Below are 19,134 nucleotides of genomic sequence, written 5' to 3'. Positions count from 1 at the left end.
CCAAAGATCATACGATCTTCGGGGACCCCGTTCTCGGTCGATGCGACCTCCGAGGAGGCTCGCCATTTATCAGATAAGGGGGACATCCCTGTCCTCCTGCAAGCTCACCATACCGCTCGCATACCATTCCCCGCCCCCTCCCCCAGTGCTCTTCCTTCTTCATTTTTCCTTTCTCCTTCTCTCCCTGTTTGTTGTTATAATAGGGCATGTCTTCTCTGTCGTGGTCACGGTTGTCGCTCGTCGCCCTGCTTGCCGTCTGTTTTGGTGCCCTGTCAGGCTTTCTCTACTGGAGCTTTTCCGATCTCCCCGAGGTGCGGTCCCTCGAAGGTTACGCCCCTATCGAGTCGTCGTTCGTCTACTCCGCGGACGGCCAGGTCCTGGCAGAGCTCTACCTCGAGCGGAGGAACTACATTCCCCACTACCATATTCCCGACCGGGTCAAGAAGGCGTTCATCGCGATCGAGGACCAGCGGTTTTACTACCATCCGGGAGTGGACCTCATCGGCATCATGCGCGCCCTCTACCGGGACATCATGGCCCAGAGCATCGTCGAAGGGGGGAGCACGATAACCCAGCAGCTCACCAAGATGCTCTTCCTCAAGCCCGAGAAGAACCTGGGAAGAAAGGTAAAGGAAGCGATCATCTCGATTCAGATAGAAAAGCGCTACACCAAGGACGAGATCCTCGGCATGTACCTGAACAAGGCCTACTTCGGCGCGCGGGCATACGGCATCGAGGCCGCTGCGCAGACTTACTTCGGAAAGTCGGTCAACGAGCTTACGCTGGGCGAGGTCGCGATGATCGCGGGGCTCCAGAAGGCGCCTACCCTCTACTCTCCGTTCAGGAACGCGGAGAAGACGCTCGTGCGGCGGCACCTGGTGCTCAGGAAGATGCTCGAGAACCGCTACATCACCCAGGAGGAGTTCGAGCGCGCAAAGGAAGAGCCCCTGCCCGCAGTGCCCTTCAGGAGGAAATACGAGGCGCCCTACTTTGTCGAGCTGCTGCGGCAGCAGCTCGAGGGGCGCTATAGCGACAAGATCTACACCTCCGGGATGCGCGTCTATTCGACTATAGACCTGGCGCTGCAGCATACTGCTGAAGAGGCGGTGAGAAGCGGGATAGCGCAGATCAGCAAGCGCATCAAGCCCGGCGCCCAGGCCGCGCTCGTCGCGATCGACCCGCGCACCGGGCATATCAAGGCGATGGTCGGCGGCACCGACTACTGGGAGACCCAGTTCAACAGGGCGACCCAGGCGCTCCGCCAGCCCGGCTCGGCATTCAAGCCCTTCGTCTATGTGGCGGCGCTCGAGAAAGGGATGTCGACCGAGGACCAGGTGCTCGACGAGCCGATCTCCTTTGCCGGGGCAACGCCGAACAGCGTCTGGTCCCCGAGAAATTACGATAACGAGTACCGCGGGAGCGTCTCGCTCAAGACCGCCCTCGCCCTCTCGCTCAATACCGCTGCCGTGCGCCTGGCCCACAATGTGGGGCTCGACGAGGTGATTGCCCTGGCACGGAAGACCGGGATCAAAAGCGAGCTCCAGCCCTACATGCCCCTCGCCCTCGGCGCATCGGACGTTACGCTCCTGGAGCTGACCGCTGCCTACGGCGCCCTCTCTACAGGGAGGCGCGTAGAACCGGTGAGCTACCAGAAGATCGTCAACCGGGACGGCGTGCTCCTGGAGGAGGCGATCCCCTCTTCCGAAGACGTGCTCTCCCAGGAGACGGTGGATAAGATGAGGGAGCTTTTGCGTGCCGTCGTCGATTCGGGGACCGCGCAAAAGGCGCGAGAGCTCTCCCGCAAGGTATACGGGAAGACCGGCACGACCAACGACTTCTCGGACGCCTGGTTCATCGGCTTCGATGACCGGCTCGTCGTGGGGGTATGGGTCGGCAGGGACAACCACCAGCCCCTCGGCCCGAAAGAGACCGGGGCCCAGGCAGCCCTGCCCATATGGCTCGAGTTCATGAAGAACGCCCCGCACTGAATAGTAATAAAACCCCCCAAAATGATACAATAGTGCTTTATGAGCAGGACTGTCGTAGTTGCCAATCAGAAGGGCGGCGTGGGAAAGACCACCACTGCGGTGAATCTTTCGGCCTCTCTCGCCCTTGCCGAAAAGGATATCCTCGTCATCGATACCGACCCCCAGGGAAACCTGACGAGCGGCCTCGGGCTGAACAGGGACGCCCTCGACAAGAGCCTCTATGACGTGTATATCGGGAGGCTCCCCATCGAGGAGGTCATCACCGCTACCGCGATCCCGCATCTGTTTATCGTCCCTTCCACCATCGATCTCCTCGCCGTCGAGGTGGAGCTCGTGGGCAGAGAGGGGAGAGAGCAGATCCTCAAGACCGAGATAGCGCGGATCAAGGAGCGCTACCGCTATATCTTCATCGACTGTCCCCCCTCGCTCGGCCTCTTGACGCTCAACGGCCTGGTGGCTGCGGATTCGGTGCTCATCCCGGTCCAGTGCGAATACTACTCCCTCGAAGGGCTCAGCCTCCTCCAGAGGACGCTCAAGCTGGTGCGGGGATCGTTCAACCCGACCCTGGACATAGAGGGGATACTCCTCACCATGTTCGATGCCCGGAATACGCTGGCGCGCCAGGTGGTCGAAGAGGTCAAGAAGTTCTTTCACGAGAAGGTCTACAAGACGATGATACCGCGCAACGTCACGCTGGGAGAGGCGCCGAGCCACGGCAAGCCGGCGATCCTTTACGACGCCCGCTCCAAGGGCGCGCAGAGCTATCTCTCTCTCGCGAAGGAGATACTGAATGAAAACGGCATTAGGCAAAGGGCTTGAGGCGCTCCTCCCTGAAAAAGGGGAAGAGGTCATCAATATCGATATCGGGAAGATCCTCCCGAACCAGCACCAGCCGCGGAAGGTCTTCAAGGACGAGGCGCTCAAGGACCTCGCCGACTCGATAAAGGAGAAGGGCGTGCTCCAGCCCGTGATCGTTTCGCGGGTGGGCGACGGCACCTTCAGGCTCATCGCAGGGGAGCGGCGGTGGCGCGCATCCCACCTCGCCGGCCTGACCAAGATCCCGGCGCTCATCAAGGAGGTCTCTTCCCAGGACGCCGTAGAGATAGCGCTCATCGAGAACATCCAGCGCGAAGAGCTGAATCCCATAGAGACGGCCAACGCATTGCAGCAGCTCATCAAGGAGTTCAACCTCACCCAGGAGGCGCTCTCCCAGCGGGTGAGCAAAGACCGGGCGACGATCGCAAACTACCTGCGGCTGCTCAAGCTGCCGGACGAGATAAAGAAGCTCATCAATAGCGACAGCCTCTCGATGGGGCACGCCAAGGCGCTGCTCTCGCTCGACCAGAAACAGAAGCAGCTCGAGGCTGCCCGGGAGATCGTCAAGCAGGGACTGAGCGTCAGGGCGGCGGAGGCCCTCTGCAAAAGGTTAACCGAAGCCCCCGAACCGAAGCAGAAGAAAAAGAAAGAGAAGATGCCCGAGGTCACCGACCTCGAGAGCAAATTGACGAGGGCCCTCGGCACCAAGGTGACCATTCAGCACAAAGACAAGAGGGGGAAGATAGAGATAGAGTACTACTCCCTCGACGAGCTCGACCGGCTGCTCGAGATCCTGCTCCAGGGATAACTCACACTCCCGCTTTCTCGAGGAAACTCTCCACGATAGCCGACCACACCTCGTAGCCCCGGCCGCTCAGATGAACCCCGTCGTCGAGCAGGCAGGAGCGGTCGGGCTTTCCCTGCTTGTCGACGAACGAAGCGTACACATCGAGATACGCGCCGCCCACCTCCCGGGCGACCTCTTTCAGCGCCTTGTTGATCTCCTGTATCTTTCCGCTCTCGACCCAGGGGAGCTCGACCGGGAGGATGCTCTGGACAACGATCTTCGCCTCCGGAAAGGCGGCGGCGAGCCTCTTCACGACCTCCCGGCAGATACCGGTAATCGCATAGTCCTCCATGGCGATATTGTTGATGCCGGTCATGATGAAGAGCGCCTCGGGGTTGTGGCGGCCGATAATGGTGATGATCTTATCGACCCGGCCCAGCAGGCCCTCGACCGTCTCCCCGGCGATGCCGAGGTTGTCCACCTCGTACGAAGGAAAACGCTGCTGCCAGTCGTAGTACTCGGTCAGCGAGTCGCCTATGAAAACAACCCTCTTCTTTTCTCTCATCGTCTCCTCTCCCTCGGCCGTCATATTTAGGTATAGTATAGTTGCATCGCCTCCATAAAGCGCTATAATTTTTATATACATTACAACCCGGCATTTCGGGTCCTTTCCCCTGGAGCATACTATGGCTACCTACAAAGAGCGCCTTATCGCCGCATCGAAGCTGAACAGCGCACTGTACGAGGAGGTCGAGGCCGACACCACCGCCATGAACCAGGCGATGCTGACGGTCATTCTCTCGAGCGTCGCCGCAGGCATCGGGACCATCGGGAGGGGCGGTGTCGCGGGTATCGTCCTGGGCGCTGTCGCAGCCCTCGCCGGATGGTTCGTCTGGGCCCTCCTCACCTATCTCATCGGTACGAAGCTGCTGCCGCAGCCCCAGACGCAGGCCACCCTGGGCGAGATGCTGCGCACCATCGGCTTTTCGAGCGCGCCGGGGCTCATCAGGGTAGCGGGCATCATCCCGGGGCTGACCGGCATCGTCTTTTTCGCCGCCTCGGTCTGGATGCTCGTCGCCATGGTCATAGGAGTGCGGCAGGCGCTCGACTACACGAGCACCCTCCGCGCCGTCGTCGTCTGCCTCATCGGCTGGCTTCTTCAGGTGATCATCATCGGGCTGCTCTTCTACTCGTTCGGCGGCCTCCCGCGCACCTTCTGACAGGCAATCGCATCGGAAAGAGGGATCGAGGCAAGGCATTTGGAGCGGCATGGGCAGCCCGAGCGAAGCCCCGCCCCGACCCCTCTCCGGACCCATGCCAACAGTTCCGACGTGTACAGCGCGATATGATATGATTCACACAGGAACACCGGGTCGGCACGCATGAACGTCCTTATCGTAAATACCAATCGCCATACCATGCCGGTGCCGGTCATGCCGGTGGGCGCCTGCATGGTCGCCGATGCCGCTGCACGGGCAGGCCACGAGGTGCGCTTCCTCGATTGCGCCTTCGAGAAAGATCCCCTCCGGGCCCTGGCGAGAGAGCTCGGGAAGAGCGTGCCCGATGTCGTCGGGCTCTCGATACGCAACATCGATAATAACGATGTCCACAACCCCACCTGCTTCATCAAGGGGCTGCGCTCCCTCATCGTAGCGATCAGGAACGCGACCGGGGCGGCCATCGTCCTCGGCGGCGCAGCGGTTGCGGTCATGCCCGAAGAGATCATGCGCTATACCGGGGTCCATTGCGCGGTGCTGGGCGACGGCGAGGTCGTCTTTCCGCGGGTCCTTGCTGCCCTCGAGAGCGGCGCCTCTCTGCAGCACATTCCGGGAATCGCCTGGATCGAGAGGGGCCGCTTCAGGAAGAATCCCTGCCTCGCATCCCTTCAATCAGAGAGCTGCGCCGCTCCCGACTTCCCGCGGTGGATAGCGATAAAGACCTACACCTCCCGTCTCGCAACCGTTCCGCTCCAGACCAAGCTCGGCTGCCAGTTCAAATGCATTTACTGCACCTACAATAAAATCGAGGGCTCGACCTACCGCCTCTTCAGCCCCGGGAGCGTCGCGGCTGCGGTCGGCAAATTCGCCTCCCTCGGCTTTCACGATATCGAATTCGTCGATAACGTATTCAACGCTCCCTATGAGCACGCCCTCGCGGTCTGCGATGCCCTCGCCCGCTCCCGCCCCCGGGTGCGGCTCCAGAGCCTCGAGCTGAACCCGCTCTTCCTCGACGACGCCCTGATCACCGGCATGGAACGGGCAGGCTTCACCGCTGCCGGCATCACGGTCGAGAGCGCTTCGGACGCGGTGCTCGCGGGTCTCGGCAAGAACTTCTCTGCGCGGCATGTCTACAACGTGGCGGAGGTGATGCGCCGCCACCGCCTCCCCTGCCTCTGGATCTTCCTGCTCGGGGGTCCGGGAGAGACGCAGGAGACGGTGAAGGAGACGCTCCGGTTCGCGACGACCGCCGTGCGCAGCGACGACGCGGTCTTCTTCAATATCGGCATCCGCATCTATCCCGGCACGCCGCTCGAGGCGATAGCACGGAAACAGGGGCTCCTATCGCTCTCTCCCCAGGAGATGCTCGAGTCGGTGTTCTACATCTCTCCCGAGGTGTCGTATAATTGGATAGCGCGCGAGATACAGGAAGCCATGAACACGCATATGAACTTCATCTGCTCCGACTCCATAGGCCTGCCGTTCCTCCCCTCGCTCCACCGCATGGGATACCGTCTGGGGATACGTCCTCCCCTCTGGCGCTACACCCGCTTTATTCGGCGGGGACTTCGCCTGGCGGGAATGCGCGTGTGAGCGGGAGCGCAGAAGCAGCCCGGCAGGCGCCCCATATCGCTGCCGTCGCCCTTGCCGCTCCGCCGTGCAGGATCGACCAGTCCTCTGCGAAAGAGTTCATGGTACGCCACTACGCCGACCGCCTCAGTCCGCGGATGCTCCAGCTCATGCGCACCGTCTTCAGCCATTCCAGCATCGCGCGGCGCTCCTTTGCGTTCGATGCGCCCGAAGAGCTGATCGACGAACGCCCCGACCAGCGCATCGAACGGTTTACCCGCTGGGCGATCTCCCTGTCGTCGCAGGCGATCTCCGGGGCGCTCTCCCTGAGCGGGCTCGCCGCGTCCGATGTGCGCGGCTTCGTCGTCAATACCTGCACCGGCTATATCTGCCCGGGGCTCTCGACCTATCTCGTCGAAGAGCTCGGCCTCTCCCGCCGGATACCGGCCTACGACCTCGTCGGCAGCGGCTGCGGCGGCGCGATCCCGAATCTCCGGATGGCGGCATCGCTCCTCGGGCAAGGCGGGACAGAGGCGGTCGTCAGCGCCTCGGTCGAGATCTGCAGCGCCACCTTCCAGATGGGGGAGGACCTGAGCCTCATCGTCTCGAACGCGCTCTTCGGCGACGGCGCTGCAGCAGCGGTCCTCTGGAACCGGCCCGAAGGCCTCGAGCTCGTCGACTCCGCATCGGTCCTCTTCCCCGAGCACCGGGACGATATCCGGTACGTCTACCGGAACGGCCTTCTCCACAACCAGCTCTCGACGAGGCTGCCGCAGATGGTGAGAAAGGCGGCAGCCCGCATAGTCGAAGAGCTCCTCGCCCCGCGGGGGCTGACCGCTGCCGGGATAAGGCGCTGGGCGATCCACACCGGCGGAGAAAAGATCATCGCCGCCCTCAAGGCAGAGCTCGGCCTTTCCGAAGAGCAGCTCGCCGCCACCCGTTCGGTGCTGGAAGAGTACGGGAATATGTCGTCGCCTACGGTGCTCTTTGTCCTGAAAGAGCTTATGGAGCGGGGTATCGAAAAAGGTGAGTGGTGCCTCATGCTCGCCTTCGGCGCAGGCCTCTCGGCGCACGGGTACCTGTTGAGGATGAAGTAAGCTGTCAGCTGCCAGCCTTACCGGGGCTTTGTGCTGCGCAGCTTCCGTACTATACCGATACCGGCGACTCCTGCGCCGAGGAGGAGCAGGGTCGAGGGCTCAGGGACCACCGCAGTTGTTATGGTCAGGGTAATGCCGTTGTTGTAGTAGTGGCAATCGGGATCAATGCCGAACCCGAACTTGCCGTCATTTTTTATATATGCGCTGAGCGTATTTAGAATATTGACGCTCCCCGGATTGATCGCGCCTGTTGTAGTGGCAATCGTGCCGCCCAGGCGGGCAAGATCGTACGTGAGGTCGAGGTTCCGCGGAGAGCCGCCGAAGGGGTCGCTCCAGACCGGGTCGAGCCGTACTCCCTGACCTGCGAACTTGTCGCCGCCGCCCTCGTCATCATACCCCCGCCAGAGCGTCGTCTCGTAGGCTCCTGTGTTGTAGTACTTTATCTTCGTGCTCAGGGCCAGCGGATTGTCGAGCAGGTGAATGTAAAGGCTGTCAGGCTCGACTTTCCAGTCATAGATGTTGGCGAAGGTGAGGGTGGCGCCGACAATATTCTGGTTGCTCGGCAGCGCCCACTTGATACGCCACGAATAGTAGTAGTTGTGGTCGAGGTCGTCCATATCAGAATAAGGGGCGCTGTTATCACGGGATTGAAACGTATACGTAAGAGAATAGGCATCGGACACAAGAAATACCAGAAGCGTAAAAACCATACTACCTACCAAAAGCAGTCTTCTCATCATTCCCCTCGCTCCGTTTATCGTTAAAAACTCTTAATGTCCTTTACTTTCATAAGCAAGTATCATGCCTTCACTCACAATAGTGGTGAGCTACGCTCAAGAGCACAACTCTTGGGGGGGGAATGCTCCTCGTTCACCGGGGGACAGACGTCTCCTAAACAAGAACCCAGCTTAATCAATGACATATAAAATGATAGCCGTCAAGGAGCTTGCCGATGAGGTGTTCAGTTTTCGTACACTCAGTCCGGAAAACCTTACAGTTGCCGGCAGGAAGCGGAGCTGTGCGATCAGGGAAAGAGGGAGCGCCGCTCCTTTATGGCTGCCTCGATGAAGGATCTGAAGAGCGGGTGGGGCTCGATCGGCTTCGACTTGAATTCAGGGTGGAACTGGCAGGCGACGAACCAGGGATGGTCCTTCAGCTCGACGATCTCGACCAGCTCGCCGTCGGGAGAGGTGCCGCTGATCTCGAGGCCGCTGCCGCAGAGGACAGAACGGTAGTCGTTGTTGAACTCGTAGCGGTGGCGGTGGCGCTCCGATATCTCTTTCGCGCTATAGGCGGCAAAGGCGCGTGTCCCCTCCTTCAACACGCAGGGATAGGCGCCGAGCCGCATGGTGCCGCCCATCTGTGAATCCTTGGTCCTCTCTTCGACCCTGCCTGTTCTGAAGTTGTACCACTTGCCCATGAGGTAGATAACCGGGTCCTTCGCCCTGGCGTCGAACTCGGTGCTGTTCGCCGCGAGGTTGCAGACGTTGCGGCCGTACTCTATCACCGCAGTCTGCATGCCGAGGCAGATGCCGAAGTAGGGGATCTTCTTTTCGCGGGCGTACCTGATCGAGGCGATCTTGCCCTCGATGCCGCGCGACCCGAAACCGCCCGGAACGAGGATGCCGTCGGCTTCGGCCAGGAGATGCTCTGCGCCCTTCTCCTCCACCTCCTCGGAATCGACCCAATGGAAGTCCACGCGGGCGTTGTTCGCGATGCCGCCGTGGATCAGCGCCTCGGTGAGGCTCTTGTACGCATCCTTGAGGCCGACGTACTTGCCGACGATCGCGATCGTCGTCTCGTGCTCGGGCTCCTTGATCCGCTTCACGACCTCGGACCAGGTCGAGAGGTCGGGCTCGGGCGTTGCAGCGAGCGAGAGCTTCTTTTCGAGGATCTCGCCGAAGCCTTCGTCCTTGAAGCAGAGCGGCACTTCGTATACGGTCTCGACGTCGACGGCAGCGATGACCGCATCGGGGTCGAGGTTGCAGTGGAGCGCTATCTTTCTCTTGACGTCCGAAGAGAGCTGCCGGTCGGCCCTGCAGATGAGCACGTCGGGCTGGATACCGATCGCCCTGAGCTCCTTGACGCTGTGCTGCGTCGGCTTGCTCTTGAGCTCGCCGGCTGCGGAGATATAGGGAACGAGGGTAAGGTGGACGTAGAGGACATTCTCCCTTCCCACGTCGTACCTGAACTGCCTGATCGCCTCGAGGAAAGGCAGGCTCTCGATGTCGCCGACCGTGCCGCCGATCTCGACGATGGTGATGTCGTATTCATCCTTTGCAGCGGCCTTGATGGCGCGCCGTATCTCGTCGGTGATGTGCGGGACGACCTGGACCGTGTCGCCGAGGTAGTCTCCCCGCCGTTCCTTGGTGATGACATTGTGGTATATCTTGCCGGTGGTGTAGTTGTTGTCCACACAGGTCCGCGCATGGGTGAAGCGCTCGTAATGGCCGAGGTCGAGGTCGGTCTCGCAGCCGTCGTCGGTGACATACACCTCGCCATGCTCGAACGGGCTGAGGGTGCCGGGATCGACATTGATGTAGGGGTCGAGCTTCTGCAGGGTGACCCTGAGCCCCTTTGCTTCGAGCAGCGCTCCGATCGACGCAGCGGCAATGCCCTTGCCGAGCGCCGAGACGACTCCACCGGTTATGAATATAAACTTAGGCATCGTTCAACCCTCTCCACATCCAGAGGCGTATCCACCCCGATAGTCTCATAGGATGTCTCTTTTATTTTTATCTTCAACCCTTTTTCGAGCGCGCGGAGCTGCTCCAGCTTCTCTTTCATCTCGAGCTTCGACGGCGGCAGCGCGGAGAGGGCCGCCAGGACCTTCCTCCGGTAGGCATAGATGCCGATATGCTTGTACATCGCCAGCGCGGAGGCTCTGTCCTTCCACCCTTCCGCACCGAAGAGATCGCGATGGTAGGGGATGGGCGCGCGCGAGAAGTAGAGGGCGAAGCCCTCTTCGTCGAAGACCGCTTTCACCACGTTGGGGTCGTCGACCTCGGCAGCAGCATCGATCCTCTTCACCAGCGTTCCTATGGCGGTGCGCCCGTCCTCCATCAGCCGCACCACGTCGTCCACCATGGCGGGCATGATCAGCGGCTCGTCGCCCTGGACATTCACTACCGGATCGCAGACCAGGCCGGGCGCCTTCGCCTCGAGGAGCATTATCGCTTCCGCGATCCTGTCCGTTCCGGACTGGTGGTCCCGGGAGGTCATGACCGCGGTCCCGCCGAACTCCTCGACAGCGGTATAAATCCTTTCGTCATCGGTGGCTACGACCACCTGCGTGACCAGGGCAGCCTTCCGAACCCGCTCATAAACATGCTGAATCATCGGTTTTCCTAAAAGGGGGCAGAGAGGTTTTCCCGGGAAACGGGTCGAGGCGTAGCGCGACGGTATTACAGCAATAGCAGGCATAACTTTTTTTATGATAACATACTAAGGTTTATCCGTTCCCCGACGAGATGTATATACGTTACGGTAACCGGAAGTCGATCTCAAGAATTATGCATAAACTCGGCACAAAATTCAAACAATGGTACGGTCCCGCGCTGCTCTCGGGGCTGCTGCTCGTCCTCTCCTTCCCGGAGCTCGAGTTCTTTCCCCTCGCCTGGGCAGCCCTGGTGCCTCTGTTCCTCTTTCTCTATGAGCTTCCCGACGGCGCTGCATTCAAAGCCGGCTTCCTCATGGGAATCGTCTACTTCTTCGGGACCACCTACTGGATCTACCACTCTGTTCACTGGTACGGGGGAATCCCCTTCATACCGAGCCTGCTCCTCGTGCTCCTCCTGGCGCTCTACCTGAGCCTCTATACCGGGGTCTTCGCCGCCCTGTACGCCTCGTACTCGAACAAATCCGATATGCCGACCCTCCTCCTGGCGCCGGTGCTCTGGACCACCCTCGAGTATCTCCGCTCCTATGTGCTGAGCGGCTTTCCCTGGGCGAGCATCGGCTACAGCCAGTACCGCTTCCTGCCCTTTATCCAGGTTTCGGATATCACCGGCATTTATGGCATCTCGTTCCTCGTGGTGGCGGTCAACGGCGCCATCGCCGATATCCTCCTCTTCAACCGGCGGCGCATCAAACGGCCCCTCGCCTCGATCCTCCCGGCTGCCGCAGGTTTTACCCTTCTCGCTCTCGCCCTCATCTTCACTTTCGCCTACGGCGCCTATCGCCTCTACCAGACGCGGCCCGGGCATACGGTGCGGGTGGCGGTAGTGCAGGGCAACATCGAGCAGGACCGGAAGTGGGACCCCGCCTACCAGCAGGCGGTGGTCGATACCTATCGCGCTCTCTCTTTCGAGGCTGCCCGGTACAACCCCGCGCTTATCGTCTGGCCCGAAACAGCGGTTCCCTTCTATTTCAGGACGCATAAGGAGTGGTCGGACTACCTCGTCTCCTTCCAGCAGGAGCTGAACGCCTACCTGCTCTTCGGCGGGGTGACGAAGAAGAGCACCGAGGCCGGTCCGGCGTATGCCAACAGCGCAATTCTCCTTGATAAATATGGAAATACAACCTACATTTATGATAAAATACATTTGGTCCCGTTTGGAGAGTTCGTCCCGCTCAGGGGCTTGCTCTCTGTTGTTGACCTGACCGGTGCGATCGGTGATTACCTGCCGGGGGAGAGCTACATCAAGGCGATCACCCCGTTCGGCAGTTTCGGGACGCTCATCTGCTATGAGATCATATTTCCCGGGATGGTCAGGAAGTTCTATGCGAGGGGCGGCGACTTCATGGTAAACATCACCAACGACGCCTGGTTCGGCAGGACCTATGGCCCGGCGCAGCACTTCAGCATGGCGGTCTTCAGGGCGGTCGAGAACAGGAAGCCGCTGGTACGCTCGGCCAACACCGGCATATCGGGCTTCATCGACAGCAACGGCAGGATCGTGAAGAAGACGGGCCTCTTCGAGAGGACGTTCAGCGTGCATGATGTAAGGACCGACAGCACCCTCGCGCCCTACACCAAATACGGCGACATCTTCGCCTATCTCTGCATCGTGGGCTCGCTGCTGCTGCTGATCGGGAGAATAAATAAATTATAAAAAGGGAGGAACGGGAGAATGCTGTTGCAGAATGAATTGAAAGAGGACGTGGCGCGCATAAAGGAAAAGGTGCTTTCGCTCAGAGGTTATCTTTGATGTAGAACGGCTGCAGCACCGGCTCGCTGAGATCGACACCGAGCTCTCTTCCGAGGACGTCTGGTCTTCCCCTGAAAAGCTGAAAGAACTCAACAAAAACAAAGCCGACATCCTCGAATCACTCCAACCCGTCGAAGCGCTACTCGGCAAGGCGCAGTATCTCGAGTCATCCCTGAGCGTCCTGAACGAGGAGGAAGGGGATATATTTCTCGAGGAGCTCCGGAACGAGACCGAGGCGCTCAAGAGAGAGCTCGAGGACCTGGAGCTCAAGATGCTCCTCTCGGGCGAGCTCGACAAGAACAACGCCATCATCACCATTCACCCGGGCGCCGGAGGCATCGAGAGCCAGGACTGGGCCCAGATGCTCATGCGCATGTATCTCAGGTGGGCTGAACGGCACGGCTATGCCACCGAGGTCATCGACTCACAGCCGGGCGAAGAGGCGGGGATCAAGGGAGCCACCTTCTCGGTTGAGGGATCGTACGCCTACGGCTATCTCAAAGGCGAGGCGGGCATTCACCGCCTGGTGCGGATATCGCCCTTCGACCAGGCGAAGAGGAGGCACACCTCCTTCTCGGCAGTGCTCGTCTACCCCGAGATAAAGGACGACGCCCCGGGACCAGGGATAGAGATCAGGGAAGAGGACCTCAAGATCGATACCTTCAGGGCCTCGGGCGCAGGCGGACAGCATGTGAACAAGGTCTCCTCGGCAGTGAGGCTCACGCACCTCCCCACCGGGATCATCATCAGCTGCCAGAGCGAGCGCTCCCAGCACCGGAACAGGGAGAGGGCCATGAAAATCCTCAGGTCGAGGCTTTACGATATCGCGATAAAAGAGAAAGAAAAGAGGATGGAAGACATCGTCGGAGACAAGAAGGACATCTCCTGGGGCAACCAGATCAGGTCGTACACGCTCCAGCCCTACCAGCTGGTGAAAGACCACCGGACGGGCATAGAGATCGGTAATGTCGAGGCGGTGCTCGATGGCGGGATCGATCCTTTCATTAAAGGAATTCTTAACGCCAGGATGGGAAAAGAGGCATGAAAGAAGGCTCTCTACTACTCTGTTTTATGCAGTTAAAGATAGTAGTAATAGACGGGGTGAAAATGTGGGGAAGTATAAAAAATACTTTTCATTCAGAGGTTTCTAAGAAAAAAAGCGGCGGCTCGTTGCCGACAGGCAGGGGGGCGCCTGCCGGCGGGTCGGCTTGTACACAGGCCGGTCAACAATTTATTGCCCTTCTATAAACATATAAGATATAATGAGCATGCCGAAAAACATCGGTTATTAACAATTGTGAACATTCTGTTAGTAACGTGATGAGGCGTCGTTCATCTTCGGGGGGGATTCTTCCCTATAGCATTGTATTCAGAACGGGTCTAAGCGCAGTGCCTGTTACTTGTGGAGATCGTGCGTCGTGAGTGTCGTGAACATAGAGGAGCTCTGGCATAACAGTCTGTCGAAGATCTCGGAACGCGTGGGCGAAAGCCTTTTCGAATTGTGGTTCAAGCCGATGCGGCTCATCAGCCTCAAGGACCGGGTGCTGACCGTAGGCATCCCGAACCGCTTTTTCAGGGAGTGGGTCGAGGACTACTATCCCTCGCTCCTCTCCGAGGCGATGGAGGGCCCCCTCGGCTACCCGGTGTCGGTGAAGTACCGTATCGTCGAGAAGGAAGACGCGGCGCTGAAAAAGATGGACAGCAAGCTCGAGAACAGGAAGAACAAACTGGCGATCAAAGGGATCCACCTGAACCCCCGCTACACCTTCGATACGTTCGTGGTCGGGCCCTCGAACCAGTTCGCCCATGCCGCCTCGCGGAGGGTCGCCGAAAACCCGGGGGTTGCGTATAATCCCCTCTTCATCTACGGAGGGGTTGGGCTCGGCAAGACCCATCTCATGAACGCCATCGGCAACGCCATAGCGGACAAGCTTCCCGAAAAGACGATCTGCTGCGTCTCTGCCGAGCAGTTCACCAACGAGGTGATCTCCGCCCTGCGCCACGAGAAGATGGCGGACTTCAAGGAGAAGTACCGCAACGTGGATGTGATGCTGATCGACGATATCCAGTTCATCGCTAACAAGACGACGACCCAGGAGGAGTTCTTCCATACCTTCAACTCCCTCTACGAGAAGCAGCGCCAGATCGTGATCTCGAGCGACCGGGCGCCCATGGAGATCGCGGACATCACCGACCGCCTCAGGTCGCGCTTCAGCATGGGGCTCATCGCTGACATCCAGGCCCCCGAGGTCGAGACGAAAGTCGCCATCATCTTGAAGAAGGCGGCGGCCGAGAAGATGGTCATTCCCGACGAGGTCGCCTACTTCATCGCCACGCGGGTAAAGTCGAACATCCGGGAGCTCGAGGGCTGCCTCATCAAGCTCGGCGCCCACGCCTCGCTCACGAACACGCCCATCGACACGGCCATGGCAAAGGTGGTGCTGAAGGACCTCATCGCCGAGGAGGAGCGGCCGGTCACGGTCGAGGGCATACAGAAGGCGGTCTGCGAGTATTTCGGCATCAAGCTCCAGGACCTCAAGGCGAAGAAGAGGACCAAGGAGATCGCGAGCGCGCGCCAGGTCGCCATGTTCATCGCCAAGCAGCTCACCAATCTCTCGCTGAGCGAGATCGGGAAGTACTTCGGCGGCAAGGACCATGCGACCGTCATCTACGCCTGCCGCCAGATCGAGGAGCGGCGGAACAAGGACGAGCATCTCAACAGGAACATAGAGCAGCTGAAGAAGAGAATTACCGGTTTTTAACGTTCCCCTTAGGGACGTTACAGGGATGATAAACGGAGGGAGCAGATGAAGGTAACCGTAGAACGCGCCGAGTTGCAGAAGAAACTCTCGGATATCCAGAACATCGTCGAGAAAAAGAATACCATGCCGATCCTGAGCCACTTTCTCCTCGTCGCCGAGCAGGGGGGATCATATATCACTGCGACCGATCTCGAGACCGCCTTCAAGGAGCCGATCACCCTCACCGTCGGCGAAGACGGCAAGGTCTGCGTCCCTGCAAAGAAGCTCTTCGAGATCGTGAGGGAGATGGACGACGAGGTGGTGCTCGAGTCTGCCGACGCCAAGTGGCTGAAGGTGAAGTCCGGCAAGAGCAGCTTCCGTCTCGCCTGCCTGCCCTTCGAGGAGTTCCCGGTCTGGCCGTCGCTCGCTGAGTCGGGGGCTGCCGAGGAGATGGAGCTCGACTCAGCGCTCCTCCTCGAGATGATCGACAAGACCCTCTATGCCGCCGGCGAGTCGGACACGCGCTATGTGCTGAACGGCCTGCTCTTCAATATAAAGCCCGACGGCTCCCTGACCGTCGTCGGCACCGACGGCCACCGCCTGGCGCTCTCGAAAAAGACGATCGGCTCGAAACCCAAGGAGGAGAAGCGGGTCATCTTCTCCCGGAAGTCGCTCTCGGAGCTCCGGCGGTTCCTGAGCGACGAACAGAAGACGGTGAAACTCCTGATCGGGAAGAACCATGTCCTCTTCACCATCGATGCGATTCAGTTCCTGACCCGGCTGATCGAGGGCACCTACCCGAACTACGAGCAGGTGATCCCCGCGAACAGCGACAAGACCCTGCTCCTCGACCGCCAGACCTTCGCCAAGTCGCTGAGGAGGGTCTCGATCATGAGCAGGGAGCGGAGCAGCGCCGTGAAGGTCGACATCGGCGACAACAGCCTCAGCATCTCCGCCTCCAATCCGGACGTGGGCGAGGCAAAGGACGAATTCGGCGTGGAGTATAACGGCGATCCCCTGACGCTCGCCTTCAACGCCCGCTACATTCTCGATGCGCTCGGCGTCATGGATTCGGAAAAGATCATGCTGAAGCTCAATGAGCCCCTGAGCCCCACCCTCATCATGGAGGACGGCAGGGAGGATTATAAATACGTAGTAATGCCCATGCGCCTGTAAGGACGTGAAGCGTAATGCGTAATGCGTGAACGGTAAAAACAAGGAATTGAAAACAGAGAAATAAGAAACAAGCGGCAGGCAGCAGACAGGATGTCGTAAGGCACAAGCAGCACAAAGAAAAAGGGAGACGCAATGAAAGAAGTAAAAGAAGAACAGCAGCAGACGAACGGCTCCTACGGAGCCGAAGACATAAAGATCCTCAAGGGCCTCGATGCCGTGCGCAAGCGGCCGGCCATGTACATCGGCTCGACCAGCATCGACGGCCTCCACCACCTCGTCTACGAAGTGGTGGACAACAGCGTGGACGAGGCCCTGGCTGGCTACTGTACCACCATCGACGTGGTCCTGCACCACGACGGCAGCTGCACGGTCGTCGACAACGGCCGCGGCATCCCGACCGGTCCCCATCCGGGCGACCCCGAGGGGAGGACAGCGGCAGAGATCGTCCTGACCGAGCTCCATGCCGGCGGCAAGTTCGAGTCGAGCGCCTACAAGATCTCGGGCGGCCTCCACGGCGTCGGCGTCTCGGTCGTGAACGCGCTCTCGGAGTGGCTCGAGGCTGAGATCAAGCAGGAGGGCCAGGTCTTCCAGCAGAAGTTCCATCGCGGCAAGCCGCAGGGACCGCTCACCGTGGTCGGCAAGACCAAGGGCAGGGGCACCACGATTACCTTCAAGCCCGATGCTGAAATATTCGAGACGACCGAGTTCCATTACGACGTGCTCGCGCAGCGGCTGAGGGAGCTGGCGTTCCTGAACCGGGGGCTCCAGATCAGCATCACCGACGAGAGGACGAACCAGACCCAGACCTTCCTCTACAAGGGAGGCATCGTCTCCTTCGTCGAGCACCTGAACCGGAACAAGACCCCGCTCCATCCGAAGCCCATTTATATCCAGGGCGAGAAGGACGGCATCATCGCCGAAATCGCGCTCCAGTACAACGACAGCTATGCCGAGAACATCTACACCTTCGCCAACAACATCAATACCCGCGAAGGCGGCAGCCACCTCGTCGGCTTCAAATCCGCGCTCACGAGGACGGCCAACAGCTACGCCACCTCGTCGGGCGTCATCAAGGATGCCAAGCAGAGCATCTCGGGCGACGATATCAGGGAGGGCCTCACCGCGGTCATCAGCGTGAAGCTCCCGAACCCCCAGTTCGAGGGCCAGACCAAGATGAAGCTCGGCAACAGCGAGGTGAAAGGCATCGTCGAGTCGATCGTCAACGACACGCTCTCGACCTATTTCGAAGAGAACCCCTCGGTGGCGAAGAAGGTGATCGAGAAGGCGATACAGGCTGCCCGCGCGCGCGAGGCTGCGCGCAAAGCCCGCGAGCTCACGCGGAGAAAGGGCGCGCTCGAAGACACCGGCCTGCCCGGCAAGCTCGCCGACTGCTCAGAGAAAGACCCTGCAGGGTCCGAGCTCTACATCGTCGAGGGAGACTCCGCAGGCGGCTCCGCTAAACAGGGCAGGGACCGCAGGTTCCAGGCGATCCTGCCGCTCAGGGGAAAGATCCTGAATGTCGAGAAGGCGCGCTTCGACAAGATGCTCACCTCCGACGAGATCAAGACCCTGATCACCGCATTGGGCACCGGCATCGGCCCCGAGGACTTCGACACCGCCAAGGCGCGCTACCACAAGATCGTGATCATGACCGACGCCGACGTTGACGGCGCCCACATCCGCACGCTCCTCCTCACCTTCTTCTACCGCCAGATGCCCGAGCTGATCGAGAAGGGCTACCTCTACATCGCCCAGCCGCCGCTCTTCAGGGTGAAGCGCGGCAAGACCGAGCGGTATATCCAGAACGAGACCGAGCTCATGAACATGCTCTTCGATCTCGCTGCCGAGGACATCAAGATCGAGACCGCCGCAGGCCCGGTCGGCGGACGGAAGCTCGTGCCCCATCTCAAGAAGATCTCGGGCTACGAAAAGCTCATGCAGTGGTTCGAGCGGAAGCGGAAAGACCCTGCGCTCATCTCCCTGCTGCTCCAGCTCGGCGTGACGCAGGACGACCTCAAGACCAAAGAGGGCGCAGCGGGCCTGCTCAAGAAGATCAAGGAGAAGATCCCGCAGGCCAAGTACGGCGAGATCGGCTTCGACGAAGAGCACCAGGCCTACGAGTTCGAGACGAGGAGGCACAACTACAAGAGCAAGATCTCGGTCTCGCTCCTCGTCTCTCCCGAGTTCAAGGAGCTCAGCGCCATCTACCGCGACCTCACCCAGACCCTCGGCCAGGCCCCGTACAAGATCGACATCAAAGGCGACACCAAGGAAGCCGCGTCGCTCCCCGAGCTCCTCGCCATCGCCACTGAAAGCTCGAGAAAGGGCCTGAACATCCAGCGCTACAAAGGCCTGGGCGAGATGAACCCCACCCAGCTCTGGGAGACGACCATGGACCCGGAGAAGAGGACCTTCCTCCAGGTAACGGTCGAAGACTCGGTGAAGGCCGACGAGATGTTCACCATCCTCATGGGCGACCAGGTGGAGCCAAGGAAAGAGTTCATCACCAAGCATGCGCTTGAGGTGAAGAATCTGGATATATAAAGTGCAAAGGTTGTATTGCACATAGGGTAAAAAAGGGGCTGACCTCAAA

15 protein-coding genes are annotated in these 19,134 nt (G+C 59.9%); 11 read left to right on the top strand and 4 right to left on the bottom strand.

Annotated elements, in window-relative coordinates; all coding sequences use genetic code 11:
• The first annotated feature begins 206 nt into the window (after nt 1-206).
• The 3 genes from AB1805_13820 to AB1805_13810 are packed head-to-tail and all read left to right on the top strand — an operon-like array spanning nt 207 to nt 3,612.
• A complete protein-coding gene (locus tag AB1805_13820) occupies nt 207-1,988 on the top strand; it encodes a penicillin-binding protein 1A (protein MEW5746503.1) in 1,782 nt (593 codons plus the stop codon).
• A 39-nt stretch (nt 1,989-2,027) separates the two neighbouring features.
• Nucleotides 2,028-2,807 carry a ParA family protein gene (locus AB1805_13815; GenBank protein MEW5746502.1) on the top strand — a complete coding sequence of 260 codons (780 nt, stop codon included), beginning with the start codon at nt 2,028-2,030 and terminating at the stop codon, nt 2,805-2,807.
• On the top strand, nt 2,779-3,612 hold the full coding sequence (locus AB1805_13810) for a ParB/RepB/Spo0J family partition protein (protein MEW5746501.1): 834 nt from the start codon (nt 2,779-2,781) through the stop codon (nt 3,610-3,612). Before AB1805_13815 ends, AB1805_13810 begins: the two co-directional genes overlap by 29 nt.
• A gap of 1 nt (nt 3,613) precedes the next feature.
• Here AB1805_13810 and AB1805_13805 read toward each other — a convergent pair whose 3' ends face one another.
• Nucleotides 3,614-4,156, bottom strand: coding sequence for a GDSL-type esterase/lipase family protein (locus tag AB1805_13805; protein ID MEW5746500.1), 543 nt, complete (start codon nt 4,154-4,156; stop codon nt 3,614-3,616).
• A 121-nt stretch (nt 4,157-4,277) separates the two neighbouring features.
• Here AB1805_13805 and AB1805_13800 point away from each other — a divergent pair, with 121 nt between their 5' ends.
• From AB1805_13800 to AB1805_13790, 3 genes are all read left to right on the top strand, one after another.
• Entirely contained in the window at nt 4,278-4,811 is a 534-nt protein-coding gene (locus AB1805_13800) for a YIP1 family protein (GenBank protein MEW5746499.1), read from the top strand.
• Nucleotides 4,812-4,973: 162 nt separating this feature from the next.
• Complete coding sequence (locus AB1805_13795; GenBank protein MEW5746498.1) at nt 4,974-6,401, top strand: radical SAM protein; 1,428 nt, start codon at nt 4,974-4,976, stop codon at nt 6,399-6,401.
• Nucleotides 6,398-7,474, top strand: a complete 1,077-nt coding sequence (locus AB1805_13790) for a type III polyketide synthase (protein ID MEW5746497.1) — start codon at nt 6,398-6,400, stop codon at nt 7,472-7,474. Before AB1805_13795 ends, AB1805_13790 begins: the two co-directional genes overlap by 4 nt.
• Nucleotides 7,475-7,491: 17 nt before the next feature.
• On the opposite strand, the gene AB1805_13785 is transcribed toward AB1805_13790, so the two are convergent.
• The 3 genes from AB1805_13785 to kdsB form a co-directional block, all read right to left on the bottom strand.
• Nucleotides 7,492-8,184, bottom strand: coding sequence for a PEP-CTERM sorting domain-containing protein (locus AB1805_13785; protein ID MEW5746496.1), 693 nt, complete (start codon nt 8,182-8,184; stop codon nt 7,492-7,494).
• A gap of 314 nt (nt 8,185-8,498) precedes the next feature.
• The gene (locus AB1805_13780) at nt 8,499-10,142 is read right to left on the bottom strand and encodes a CTP synthase (protein MEW5746495.1); all 1,644 of its coding nucleotides are present in this window, start codon (nt 10,140-10,142) and stop codon (nt 8,499-8,501) included.
• Entirely contained in the window at nt 10,121-10,897 is a 777-nt protein-coding gene (kdsB, locus tag AB1805_13775; protein MEW5746494.1) for a 3-deoxy-manno-octulosonate cytidylyltransferase, read from the bottom strand. Before kdsB ends, AB1805_13780 begins: the two co-directional genes overlap by 22 nt.
• Nucleotides 10,898-10,986: 89 nt before the next feature.
• Between kdsB and lnt the strand changes: the two genes are divergently transcribed.
• From lnt to gyrB, 5 genes are all read left to right on the top strand, one after another.
• Nucleotides 10,987-12,528, top strand: coding sequence for an apolipoprotein N-acyltransferase (gene lnt / locus AB1805_13770; GenBank protein ID MEW5746493.1), 1,542 nt, complete (start codon nt 10,987-10,989; stop codon nt 12,526-12,528).
• A gap of 18 nt (nt 12,529-12,546) precedes the next feature.
• A protein-coding gene (gene prfB, locus AB1805_13765) for a peptide chain release factor 2 (GenBank protein MEW5746492.1) occupies nt 12,547-13,669 on the top strand; the annotation gives its coding sequence in 2 pieces (ribosomal slippage) (nt 12,547-12,618 and nt 12,620-13,669; 1,122 coding nt in all).
• A gap of 373 nt (nt 13,670-14,042) precedes the next feature.
• A complete protein-coding gene (dnaA, locus tag AB1805_13760; GenBank protein ID MEW5746491.1) occupies nt 14,043-15,386 on the top strand; it encodes a chromosomal replication initiator protein DnaA in 1,344 nt (447 codons plus the stop codon).
• A gap of 45 nt (nt 15,387-15,431) precedes the next feature.
• Entirely contained in the window at nt 15,432-16,541 is a 1,110-nt protein-coding gene (gene dnaN / locus AB1805_13755; protein ID MEW5746490.1) for a DNA polymerase III subunit beta, read from the top strand.
• 132 nt (nt 16,542-16,673) lie between these two features.
• Nucleotides 16,674-19,085, top strand: coding sequence for a DNA topoisomerase (ATP-hydrolyzing) subunit B (gene gyrB / locus AB1805_13750; GenBank protein ID MEW5746489.1), 2,412 nt, complete (start codon nt 16,674-16,676; stop codon nt 19,083-19,085).
• Nucleotides 19,086-19,134 lie beyond the last annotated feature (49 nt).

The organism is Nitrospirota bacterium (assembly GCA_040752355.1).
Lineage (GTDB): Bacteria > Nitrospirota > Thermodesulfovibrionia > Thermodesulfovibrionales > Dissulfurispiraceae > JBFMCP01.
This window is presented reverse-complemented; position numbering and strand designations above follow the sequence as displayed.